Below are 12031 nucleotides of genomic sequence, written 5' to 3' on the forward strand. Positions count from 1 at the left end.
GGTTATATAGGTCTCCATAAGGAATAAAAACTTATTCACTATAAATATAGGAGTTGACCAGATGGAGACAATATTAACAGAGGAAATGATCTTGGATGACCTACTAAAAACATTTCATCGTTTATTCGGTTTGAATGTAATTGAAACTACTTCGATAAAACGAGGCTGGTTAAACTTAAAGTGGAAAGTTACGACGGATGCAGGGGAATTGTTACTTAAACAATACAACAAAGAAAGATATAAATTATATAAGTCAGAGGAGATATTGTTAGCACTCTCTCAACAGATTAGATTGTATGACCAAGATCTAGCGTGCCCCAAAGTGTTATCACAGAATGAAAGTATTTTGCTTGAATCTGATAATGGAGAACGCTTCCTGGTGATGGAGTATTGCCAGGGAAAACTAATTTCACCAGGTAAAATCAATGTCCATCAAATATATGATTTAGGTCGAGCAACAGGAAAAATGCATCGATTGTTAAATGACGGGACACTTGGCATTAAAAATAGTCCGCAATTTATTCCTCCAAGTCGTGAGGAGCGTTTAGCACATTGGAACTCCGTTTGGGAAAAGACTAAGGGACTTGGTAAACCTCAGCTGCTTGCTGATATAGAAACTCAACTTAAAGCAACTGAAGAAATGAATATAGAACTACTCGGATTACTTCAAACAGGATGGGCACATCGTGACCTTTGGGTAGATAATCTTTTATTTAATGATAACGGATTATCTGCAATTCTAGATTTTGATCGACTAAAATATGACTATCCGCAGCTTGATGTAGCTCGTGCTGTGATGTCATGTGCCTTAGATGATAATTTAGATGTCTCCCTGGCTTCGGCGTTTATGGAAGGGTACAGTGAGGAACGCGACGTGGTAGAGGGCTATTTAACACATTCATTACAGTTGTTGTGGTATATGGAAAGCACATGGTGGATTAATGCTAACATGGATCAACATAGTGTACCGCCAGCTCGCTTTGCGAAGGAAATGATTTGGCTTGCAGAAAATCAAAAAAATATGTCCGCTTTGTTAGGAAATCTTTAGACAGCGTAAAATTAACCACTATTCGTTAAGCTGACGGGTAACTATTGCTCAACTAAACAGCGACAGTCTAGGGCTTTGTCTCCACGTCCATGACTGCCGCTGTTTCTATTATTGAGGTAATTCGATAAGAACAAGACTTTTTTCCCCATAATCTACATTGACTTGGGTTTGTCTCACCCCTATGATGATTATTAATATAAAATAAATGGCACGAAGAGGAGCGAAACATCATGGCTTTGGAGATCGAACGCAAGTTTCTGCTGCCGGAATTTCCGGAGCAACTTATTCAAGAAGGCGAATTGAAGATTGTGACCCGGCATAATATCGATCAGACCTATCTGGCGATAGACGGCGGACAAGAGCTGCGTGTGCGTAAAATTACGGATCTGGACTCAGGTGAGGTAACGTATACACACACGTTTAAGGATGGCAAAGGGATCAAGCGCGAAGAGATCGAATATTTTATCTCAGAGGGTTTATATAATCAGATGATTGAGGCGGTTAATGTGGTAGCCTTGGTCAAAGAGCGGATTACGGCGGTGTGGAATGGCACAACGGTTGAGATCGACGTCTATTCTCAGTTGAAATTGTCCGTTCTGGAGGTTGAATTTGAATCTTTGGAGGAAGCGGAAAGCTTCAAGGCGCCGGAATGGTTCGGCAAGGATGTCAGCACGGAACGGCAGTACAGCAACAAAACCGTCTGGAAAGAGCTGCAAAATAAGACAAAGAATTAACGGACTTTAGCGCGTAAACGTGGTAGTATATAGGGAAAACAGGCAACGATTAAGTGAAACTTATATTTATATATAGTATATGAGGGGTTCAGGAGGATGAGCATGAAGTATATAAGCACAAGAGGCAATGTGGAACCTAAAGGCTTTATCGATACGGTGTTGATGGGACTTGCCGATGACGGCGGATTGATGGTTCCTTCCGAGATTCCTGTCGTTTCAGCAGCTACTTTAGAAGAGTGGAGAAGTCTTAGCTACCAGGAATTGTTCCTGAAGATTTTCGCCTATTACACTAATGATGAGATTCCTTTAGAAGATTTGCAGGAAATGGTCAATACTAGTTATGGCAATTTCCGCACGCCGGAAGTAACGCCTATTCACCAAGTGAATGATTCCCTGTATGTACTGGAATTGTTCCATGGCCCTACTTTTGCCTTCAAAGATGTAGCACTGCAGTTTATGGGTGAGCTGTACTCGTATATTTCCAAAAAGCAGAACAAGATCATCCACATCCTCGGAGCAACCTCGGGGGATACTGGGGCGGCTGCGATTCAGGGTGTCCGCGGTAAAGAAGGAATCAAGATCTGTATTCTTCATCCGCATGGTAAGGTTAGTAAAGTGCAGGAGCTGCAGATGACTACGGTTGATGACAGCAATGTACTGAACCTGTCTGTTCATGGTAACTTTGATGATTGCCAAAAGGTGATTAAGGATCTGTTCGCAGATCTCGACTTTAAGAGTCGCTATCATCTGCGTGCGATCAACTCCATTAACTTTGTACGTATTCTGGCGCAGACTGTCTATTATTTCTATGCGTATCTGCATGTCGATGGCAGCAGCGAGAAGAAGATTAACATCAGCGTGCCTTCCGGCAACTTCGGTAATATTTTCTCCGGATATTTGGCGAAGCAAATGGGATTACCAATTAACAAACTGATTATTGCTACGAATGAAAATAACATCTTGGAGCGTTTCGTGAACACGGGTGAATACAAACCGGGCAGCTTCACAAGCACATACAGTCCTTCGATGGATATCCAAGTGGCGAGCAATTTTGAGCGTTATCTATATTATTTGGTAGGCGAGGATTCCGAGAAACTATCCGCGTATATGTCCAAGCTGCAAACCGAGGGCAAGATTACGGTTGAAGGCGAGGCGCTTCAGCAGGTGCAGAAGGATTTTGCAGCGCTTGGCGTGAAGAATGATCAATGCTTGAATACGATTGCTAAGTATCAAAAAGAATATAGCTACCTACTTGATCCGCATACTGCATGTGGAATCGCAGCTTACGAAGCTTTTAATGGCTCGGATGAGATTGGGATTACCTTCGCGACCGCACATCCAGCTAAGTTTGATGAGGCGATTACTCTGATTGACATTAAGCAGGAATTCCCGGCACAAATTAAAGCGTTGTTTGAAATGCCACAACACCAAACCGTAGTGGATCATGACAAGGATGAAATTGTGCGTCAATTGCAGGCTTTTTATAAATAAGTTGTAAATCCATATGGCTCAGCAGGCTCCTGTTCTTAAGTTAAGAATGGGAGCCTCTTTACTGCATCTTTTGACAAATAATGTCGCTGTTTACTATGAATAGTTTGATATCGACAAAAGATGAAGGAGTGGTGCTTTTTTTCACAAAGTGGATCTATCGGAATTTGTCGGAAATTTGTCCTGAAAAGTAGACATGACTACCCTGAGAGTGAGAAAATAGCATATAGAGCTTTAGTAAGAACTAAAAAGGACGGGATTATCATGACAATTCGTTTCGGGGTCATTGGAACAAACTTTATTACAGACCGCTTCGTGCAAGCCGGCTTGGAGAATGAGGAGTTTATCCTGACAGCCGTGTACTCCCGCACAATGGAGAAAGGTCAGGCCTTTGCTGCAAAATATGCTGGAGCTACAATTTATACGAATTTGGAAGATATGGTTTCCAGTAAAGATGTCGATGCTATTTACATTGCAAGCCCGAACTCCATGCATGCTGAGCAGGCGATTATGTGCTTAAATCATGGCAAACATGTGCTCTGTGAGAAACCAGCTGCCTCAAACAGTGCTGAGCTTAGAGCAATGATTGAAGCCGCTCAGAACAATGATGTGTTGTTGGTAGAAGCAATGAAATCGACCTTCATGCCGAATTTCGGAGTGATCAGAGACAATTTGTATAAGATTGGTCAAGTACGTCGTTATTTTGCGAGCTATTGTCAATACTCATCGAGATATGACGCCTATAGACAGGGAACGGTATTAAATGCTTTTAACCCAGCCTTCTCTAATGGCTCGTTGATGGATCTTGGCGTTTACTGTCTGTATCCTATGGTAGTGTTGTTCGGGAAACCGAAGTCTGTAAAGGCCGTGGGTCTAATGCTCTCTTCTGGAGTGGATGGAGAAGGAAGTATTGTCATGCAATATGATGATATGGATGCAGTTGTGATGCATTCCAAGATCGCTGATTCCTATTTGCCAGCCGAGATTCAAGGGGAAAGTGGTACAATGGTGATCGATAAGATCAACCAACCTTACCAAGTGAAGATTCATTATCGCGACGGAACCGTTGAGGAACTTACGCAGCCTCAGGTATTCGAGTCTATGTATTATGAGGTTGAGGAATTTATCAACTTAATTAAGAATGGTGAACGGGAAAGCAGAGTTAATACACATGCGAATTCCTTGGCAGTAGCAGAAGTTATGGAGGAAGCCAGAGCACAGATCGGCCTCCGCTATGCCGCAGATCTTTAAATAGAATGGGGAGCAGCACTTGAAGACTTTTAAAAAGGTATACATTGAAATAACAAGCGTCTGCAACCTGGCCTGCAGCTTTTGTCCACCAACCGCCCGAACGAAGAACTTTATGAAGCTCGATACTTTTAATACGATATTAGATGAAATTAAGCCACATAGTAATCATATTTACCTTCACGTAAAAGGTGAGCCATTGCTGCATCCCAAGATTGGTGAGCTGCTGGATGCGGCACATGCCAAAGGGTTCAAGGTCAATATTACTACCAATGGTACGTTAATTCATAAGGCTGGCCCTAAGATTCTCGGCAAACCTGCACTACGACAGATGAACTTCTCTCTGCATAGCTTTGATGGGCATGAAGGATCTGAGAACCGCGAAGGGTATTTGTCGGAGATTATTTCTTTTGTAAGGGAAGCCTCCGCGCAAGGGGTGATTATTTCCTTCCGGCTGTGGAATTTGACGGAGGATAATCTGACCAATCTGGAGAAGAATCGGAACCGTGAGACCCTTGCTGTGCTGGAGGAAGCCTTTAACCTTGATTTCAAGATCGAAGAAAAGGTTGTACCTGGCAGCGGCGTCAAGGTTGCCCCACGGGTATATCTCAATCAGGACCATGAGTTCCGATGGCCTGCACTGAATGAGCCGGAAGATGATGGAAAAGGGTTCTGTCATGCACTACGCAGCCAAGCGGCAATCCTTGTGGATGGTACCGTTGTACCGTGCTGTCTGGATGGTGAAGGAGTCATTAACCTCGGAAACATTCATGAGACTCCTTTCTCAGAAATCGTAGAGGGTGAGCGAGCGAACAATCTGTTTTACGGGTTCTCTCGTAGAGAGGCAGTAGAAGAGCTGTGCCGCAAGTGCGGATATCGGCAACGGTTCGGAACTTGAGGATTGGAATATAAACAGAACCGGGACATGGCAATTTCATGAATCCTGGTTCTGTTTTTTAATTAACGGGAGTGTATATATAATAATAAGTCTTTATAGTCTCCACTTTGGAGCGAAGGAGGAGTAAATGCTGAAATCGTTGGAAGCCATCACCTTATACCGTGAAGGAATACAAGATCATTTGGAGGATAACCACTGGCTGAAGCTTATTGTCCAAGCCGAGGAGCAGATTGTAAATTTGGAGCGAGTGGAATCTCTGGAGGAGTTGGACCGCAGGAATCCCGTGCTGGATTATGTGGAACGCAGTTTGCAGCTGCTAGACCAGCTTCCCCGTTCGATTTGGATCAAAGAGCTTGTGGAAGAAACATTAATCTGGTCAGAAACAGCTAAGGGTGGCACATTGAAGGAGCGGTTACTTTGGCAGGAGGAAGGCATTAACTGTTTTGTACATAACATTGGCTCCGCACAGTTATACAGGAAACATTTGAGCGGTACGGTCTCTGACAAAAGTGCACTGGTTCATCGGCTTATTGAAACCCATGGACTGATAGGACAGCAAATCCGTGGGGAGGTGCCTCCGGAAGTAAATAAGCCGCTTCGTGATCTTGTGGAGGAACAATTACTGACTGCCGAGGAACTTGAACGCTTGCTAACCGTACTCAATCATTGCATCATCGGAGCTGTATCTCCCGAGCTATGGCTGAATGTAGAGCATGAAGTGAAACAGCTTATCACTCTGATTGCATCCGGTGAACTTGCTAGTCCAATGCCGATGAAAGAAAGACTGCGCAGAATGCGGCTAGGTCCGATCTCTAGAGGAGAGGATTTCACTACAGAATGGGCAAAGCTGACACAGGAAGGCTTCCATGCGGAACGGTTGGAGTCTTTAAGTAACACTATCTTCTGGTATGTGGAATCTGCAATGCAGACCTTCTCGTTGGAGCAATTTCTGAAGGTGATGTTGCTTGCAGCTCAAAGGGCTCAGAATGAACCCCTACGCCATATCAGCTTCGAGCAGGTTATGAACAGCATTTACTATGACTACAAGGGTGTTAAGAAGATCAATGTTTATAAGAAGCGGATTATAGAAAAATATTTATCGGAGCTTACATGGGAGGATATCGAAAAAGGGACTTTACCTGATGAGAATCCTCATCTAATGCTTCGTCCATACGCTAAGGAACATCTGCCAGACACGGTGTTTTTTCAGTTCCAATTCTCGGCAGCGGCAGAGAAGCTGATCGAATTCTGTATGGAAGCTGAAAAATCGCCCTTGTATGAACGTGCTGTGTTGCTGTTATTCGACTTGTTCGAGCTACGCAGAGACGCCTTCGACCGTTTTCATAATGAAGATACCTACTTAAGTCAAATGAATAATACCGCAGATTATAAGGCTGTGATTCTGGAGCATGTCATTGGGAAAAAAGTGCTGGATATCGGCCCGGGCGGCGGTGTGCTGCTGGATTTGCTGGAAGAGCGGATGCCAGAGGTTACCCCTATCGGCATTGATATATCGAGCAATGTAGTGGAAGCTCTGCGGCAGCGCAAGCAACGGGAAGGTCGTCAGTGGGAGGTCCTGCAGGGAGATGCGTTGAACCTTGAAGATTTCGTAGAGGCTGGAACGGTGGGTACGGTAATTTTTTCTTCGATTTTGCATGAGCTATATTCTTATGTGCCGCTTAATGGTAAAAAGTTCAATCATGACACCGTCTCGGCCGCCCTGCGAAGTGCTTTTGATGTATTGTCAGTGGGCGGGGTTATCATTATCCGCGATGGGATAATGACCGAACCCACAGCATTGCTGCGGAAAGTTCGTTTTCTGGAGGAGGACGGTATGGCGTGGCTGGAGCGTTATGCGAAGGATTTTGCCGGACGTCAGCTTCAGTATCAGAGATTAGGGGAAGAAGAAGTGCTCATGCCTGTTAATGATGCCATGGAGTTTTTATATACGTATACCTGGGGCGAAGAGGCTTACATTCATGAAGTACAGGAACAGTTTGGTTATTTTACCCCTACGGAGTTTGCCTCATTTATTGAACAGACTTTAGGAAAGCAGGCGAAGATTGAAGTCTTCCGGCATTATTTGCAAGAAGGTTATACCGAAGCGCTGCGCGATAGAGTAAGGTTCATGGATGAGAGCGGACAGGAAGTGGCCTTGCCAGACAGCACCTGCTTTATCGTGATTCGGAAGGAATAGTTGAAAGATAACATCATCTGCATATAAAAAAGCAATCGGCAACCCCTTTGATGTGGTAGAGGTCCGATTGCTTTTTCTATATAGAGAATTTTGTCTTTGTTAGATTAGTATTTCTAGCTGCGACTTATCAGGATCTTCGGCTAAACGCTGAATTTCTTGGTAGGTGGCTAATTTCTCAGTCCGTTCTTGATCTTTAATTTTATCTCCGGTGTCTTTTATGGTATCGCCTAACGTTTCATTCATTTCCGATATTCTATCTTCGATTTTGGATAACTGCTCACGTTTGGCTGTTGCAGAATGAGTAGAACGAGCTTCATCCGATTCGATTTCCTTGGTCAGAACTCTTGCCTCGCCATGCATCTTAGAATGGGTAGAAGAAACTACCTCCATTTGTGAAACATTTTGGCTTATAGCAACAATCGTATTCAATCTTTCGTTTTGTATCTCTTGCTCGGTTTTAGGTTCATCCGATAGATCTTCTTTTTGAGCTTTTTCTAAGTTCTTTTGTTGCTCTTCAAAGGTGTACTTCGCAATTTGTTGGTCAATCGTTTGGAGCTGTTTATCGAATTCCTTAAGTTGATCTTGAATAGAATCAAGGTTATGTGAGTTTTTGGTGGTTCTTTCAATTAGGCTGTTCTTGCTATCGATGATACTTTGTTTTTGTTTAAGCAGGGAGTCAACCATTCCACCCATCTTGGATTGACTTTGAAAAGCCGCCGTTGCGGATTTACTTATTGATAAGTTGTCTCCACTGCTACTTGTCTTGATGTTTGAATTTATGGTTTTATCGTTGGTTTGGTGACTAACAGCTACATTAAACCTCGTTCCCATAGCTGAGGTCATATTCGTTATATGCATGGCTCATTATCCTCCTACGACGATAAGATCTATCTATAATATATCGGTAGCTCAAGAGGAAGAATTAATAAAGAGAGCCGTAGCTTCAGAATGACCGATGAATAGAAGTCGAACAATAAGATGTCAACGGGACCCCTTCCTAAACTCCGAAGGCGAGCATTTCATCGCTCTGCGAAACACTTTAATAAAATAGCTCACATTATCAAATCCGACCTCGAATGCGATGTCGGATATTTTTCTGTTGCTTTGTTGCAGTAGATCGGCGGCTTGGCGAATTCGGTAAGAGTTAATGTAATCTACTGGAGTCTTACGGGTCATTTCTTTGAAAAAGCGGCAGAACTGTCCTTCACTCATGGGGATAAGGTCGGAGAGGTCCCGAGTTCGAATCGGCTCCTGATAGTTATCCTGAATATAGAGAATAATCTTCTTAAGTCGATTGATCTTAGTAGTATCAGCGTCATCCAGCTGGCTGCGGTTTACAAAACGATCCTCTGGAGCAATCAGCGAGAGCATGATGAGTAACGTGCCTTTAATAAAAGCTTCAAACCCGGGAGATTGCGCAGCGTAGGCGTCCATCATGCGTTCTAAGTGCCCGAGAAGTTCATGCTGCCATTTTACAGCCGGTGTTAGGTGGCGAGGAAAGCTTTGTCTTTTCTCCTGAAGGGGTAAGATGGTGTTCTGCTGGATCGTATCATATTGGGCACTAGCGAGAAGATCAGGAAGAAACACGAGCGCACAAAATTTGCAAGGCGTATCTTCGTTCAGTACATAGGCAGCGTGAATATCACCGGACTCGATAAATACAGCCTCACCGGCTTTAAGTGGGAAATATTCGGTATCCACCTGAAACAGAATTTCTCCTTCGAGCAGCATAAAAAACTCCGCTTCTTCATGCCAATGGGTATCGAGGACATGTGTTCCAGCTGGTAATTCTATCCAATAAGCTGCAAGCGGAAACATGCTATCGCCATGCACTCTGTCTTCTTTTAGCAAACTCTGGGTTGTACGGTCCATAAATGCCACTCCTTTCGGATAAAACATCAAAATAGTGTTATAAATGAGCTATATAGTATTAGTTTTGTTTATTTTTTATCGGTATAATGCAACTATAAACACCAAATTGAAAGGTGGCAAGTACACAATGAAATTTACTGATGGTCTCTGGCTGGTGCGTGATGGTATCACGATTAACGGTGCAGTTCAAAATTATGTTGTAGAAAAGACTCCAGATGGATTAACAGCAATTACTCAAACAACTCCAATCACAGGGCGTTCAGCGACGCTGAATTCAACCCTGCTTACTGTAAAATTTCATTCCCCGCTTCCAGGTGTGGTAGGGGTTAAGATTATTCATCATGATGGCGTACAAGAACGCGGTCCAGTCTTCGAACTCACGAAAGGTACTGGAGATCACGTTAAGATTGAAGAAAACGATTCCGAAACTGTGCTGATCAGCGGCGGACTTCGTGTAGTGATTCGCAAAGGCCAACAATGGGCTGTGGATTTCTATCGTGGAGACGAGAGAATTACAGGCAGCGGTTTCAAGTCCATGGCTTATATCACGGATCAAGACGGCAACACGTATATGCGTGAAGAGCTGGATCTCGGTGTAGGTGAATTCGTTTACGGTTTGGGCGAGCGTTTTACCGCTTTTGTAAAGAATGGACAGACCGTAGATCTTTGGAACAAAGACGGTGGTACTAGCTCCGAGCAAGCTTATAAGAATGTTCCTTTCTATGTAAGCAGCAAAGGCTATGGCGTATTTGTTAACCACCCTGAGTTGGTTTCTTATGAGATCGCTTCGGAAAAAGTGAAAAAAGCGCAATTCAGCGTAGCTGGAGAAAGCTTAGAATACTTCGTGATTGATGGTCCTACCATCAAAGAAGTTATCAGCAACTACACATCACTTACTGGCAAACCTGCACTTCCTCCAGCTTGGACATTCGGCCTGTGGCTGACGACCTCTTTCACTACCGACTACGATGAAGCAACCGTAAACTCCTTCGTAGATGGTATGGCAGAGCGCGATCTGCCGCTGAGCGTATTCCACTTCGATTGTTTCTGGATGCGTGAATATCAATGGACCGATTTCCAGTGGGATGAGCGCGTATTCCCTGACCCAGTAGGCATGCTGAAACGACTGAAAGATAAAGGGCTGAAGATCTGCGTATGGATCAACTCTTATATCGGGCAACGTTCCCGCTTGTTTGAAGAAGGCAAGAAAAATGGTTATCTGCTCAAAAAACCTAACGGTGACGTTTATCAATGTGATTTGTGGCAAGCAGGTATGGCACTGGTGGACTTCACCAACCCTGCGGCTTGTGAATGGTATGCCGGCTATCTGCGTGATTTGGTAGATATGGGCGTAGATAGCTTCAAGACAGACTTCGGCGAGCGTATTCCTACAGATGTAGTTTACTTCGATGGATCTGATCCGATGAAAATGCACAACTACTACACTCAATTGTACAACAAGGTTGTATTTGAAGTGCTAGAAGAGAAGCTTGGTAAAAATGAAGCGGCATTGTTCGCACGTTCTGCAACTGCCGGTGGCCAACAGTTCCCAGTTCACTGGGGCGGTGACTGCTACGCAGATTATGAATCCATGGCAGAGAGCCTTCGCGGTGGATTGTCTCTAGGATTGTCTGGTTTCGGTTTCTGGAGTCATGATATCGGTGGCTTTGAGAACACGGCTCCGGCACATGTATTTAAACGCTGGTTGGCGTTTGGACTATTGTCCAGTCACAGCCGTCTGCATGGTAGCACTTCGTACCGTGTGCCTTGGGCTTATGATGATGAAGCTTGTGATGTTACCCGTTTCTTCACCAAACTCAAATGTAGCTTGATGCCTTATCTGTATGATGTAGCAGGACAGGCTCATGAACATGGCTGGGCTTCTATGCGGGCTATGGTTATGGAATTCCCGGAAGATCCTACTTGCGAAGTGTTGGATCGTCAATACATGCTAGGTGAATCCTTGCTTGTAGCCCCAATCTTCCAAGAAAACGGCGAAGCGAAGTACTACTTGCCGGCTGGGCGCTGGACTCACTTGCTTACTGGTGAAACCGTACAAGGTGGATCATGGCGCAAAGAGAAATATGATTTCTTTAGCCTGCCACTATTCGTTCGCCAGAATTCCTTGCTGGCAATCGGCAGTGTGGATAACAAACCGGATTACGACTATGCGAATGGCGTTAAATTCGGCTTATATTCACTTGAAGATGGCACTACGACTTCTGCAACCGTTCGTGATCTCAAAGGTGCTCCTGAATTGACTGTGAAGGCTGACCGTAAAGGCAGTACGGTAACAGTTACTGCGGAAGGTAGCGGTAAAGAATTCTCGCTTTCACTTAAAGATCTGGGAGCTATCGCTTCTGTAGAAGGTGCAGAGCAAGTAGATGAAACTACAGTAAAAGTAAACGCAGGTGCAAAAACCGTATCGTTTACGATTACATTGAAATAAGATTGTTTCTTAAAGCATATTGATATAGCCATAACCTCTCTTGTAAACTGGGTGGACGATCTGTTCTCTTGGTTTATTAGAGAGGTTTTAGTGTTAC

Annotated in this window: 9 protein-coding genes; 7 read left to right on the top strand and 2 right to left on the bottom strand. The window is 44.0% G+C overall.

Translation table 11 applies throughout. The annotated features are described in order from the left end of the window. Positions 1-61: 61 nt before the first annotated feature. The 6 genes from H70737_RS04315 (at position 62) to H70737_RS04340 (ending at position 7613) form a co-directional block, all read left to right on the top strand. Positions 62-1048 carry a phosphotransferase gene (locus H70737_RS04315; RefSeq protein ID WP_042185039.1) on the top strand — a complete coding sequence of 329 codons (987 nt, stop codon included), beginning with the start codon at positions 62-64 and terminating at the stop codon, positions 1046-1048. Positions 1049-1278: 230 nt separating this feature from the next. Continuing rightward, positions 1279-1782, top strand: coding sequence for a CYTH domain-containing protein (locus H70737_RS04320; protein ID WP_042185042.1), 504 nt, complete (start codon positions 1279-1281; stop codon positions 1780-1782). A gap of 102 nt (positions 1783-1884) precedes the next feature. Further along, positions 1885-3273, top strand: coding sequence for a threonine synthase (gene thrC, locus H70737_RS04325; protein WP_042185043.1), 1389 nt, complete (start codon positions 1885-1887; stop codon positions 3271-3273). Positions 3274-3534: 261 nt separating this feature from the next. Then, positions 3535-4521: a Gfo/Idh/MocA family protein gene (locus H70737_RS04330; protein WP_042185046.1), complete on the top strand. Its 987-nt coding sequence runs from the start codon at positions 3535-3537 to the stop codon at positions 4519-4521. Positions 4522-4540: 19 nt separating this feature from the next. Beyond that, positions 4541-5416 carry a radical SAM/SPASM domain-containing protein gene (locus H70737_RS04335; protein ID WP_042124302.1) on the top strand — a complete coding sequence of 292 codons (876 nt, stop codon included), beginning with the start codon at positions 4541-4543 and terminating at the stop codon, positions 5414-5416. Positions 5417-5543: 127 nt separating this feature from the next. Further along, entirely contained in the window at positions 5544-7613 is a 2070-nt protein-coding gene (locus H70737_RS04340) for a class I SAM-dependent methyltransferase (protein ID WP_042185048.1), read from the top strand. 99 nt (positions 7614-7712) lie between these two features. On the opposite strand, the gene H70737_RS04345 is transcribed toward H70737_RS04340, so the two are convergent. Beyond that, on the bottom strand, positions 7713-8471 hold the full coding sequence (locus H70737_RS04345; RefSeq protein WP_042185050.1) for a phage tail tape measure protein: 759 nt from the start codon (positions 8469-8471) through the stop codon (positions 7713-7715). Positions 8472-8594: 123 nt separating this feature from the next. Next, the gene (locus H70737_RS04350) at positions 8595-9485 is read right to left on the bottom strand and encodes an AraC family transcriptional regulator (RefSeq protein WP_042185052.1); all 891 of its coding nucleotides are present in this window, start codon (positions 9483-9485) and stop codon (positions 8595-8597) included. Between the two features lie 127 nt (positions 9486-9612). Between H70737_RS04350 and yicI the strand changes: the two genes are divergently transcribed. Beyond that, the gene (gene yicI / locus H70737_RS04355) at positions 9613-11934 is read left to right on the top strand and encodes an alpha-xylosidase (RefSeq protein ID WP_042185054.1); all 2322 of its coding nucleotides are present in this window, start codon (positions 9613-9615) and stop codon (positions 11932-11934) included. The last annotated feature ends 97 nt before the right edge of the window (positions 11935-12031 follow it).

It is taken from the genome of Paenibacillus sp. FSL H7-0737, assembly GCF_000758545.1.
GTDB lineage: Bacteria > Bacillota > Bacilli > Paenibacillales > Paenibacillaceae > Paenibacillus_AQ.

What these genes read in the sequence shown, in the direction of transcription:
- H70737_RS04320 (WP_042185042.1), top strand. Translation starts at nt 1,279, where the DNA reads ATGGCTTTGGAGATCGAACGCAAGTTTCTGCTGCCGGAATTTCCGGAG.
- yicI (WP_042185054.1), top strand. Translation starts at nt 9,613, where the DNA reads ATGAAATTTACTGATGGTCTCTGGCTGGTGCGTGATGGTATCACGATT.
- thrC (WP_042185043.1), top strand. Translation starts at nt 1,885, where the DNA reads ATGAAGTATATAAGCACAAGAGGCAATGTGGAACCTAAAGGCTTTATC.
- H70737_RS04350 (WP_042185052.1), bottom strand. Translation starts at nt 9,485, where the DNA reads ATGGACCGTACAACCCAGAGTTTGCTAAAAGAAGACAGAGTGCATGGC.
- H70737_RS04345 (WP_042185050.1), bottom strand. Translation starts at nt 8,471, where the DNA reads ATGCATATAACGAATATGACCTCAGCTATGGGAACGAGGTTTAATGTA.
- H70737_RS04340 (WP_042185048.1), top strand. Translation starts at nt 5,544, where the DNA reads ATGCTGAAATCGTTGGAAGCCATCACCTTATACCGTGAAGGAATACAA.
- H70737_RS04330 (WP_042185046.1), top strand. Translation starts at nt 3,535, where the DNA reads ATGACAATTCGTTTCGGGGTCATTGGAACAAACTTTATTACAGACCGC.
- H70737_RS04315 (WP_042185039.1), top strand. Translation starts at nt 62, where the DNA reads ATGGAGACAATATTAACAGAGGAAATGATCTTGGATGACCTACTAAAA.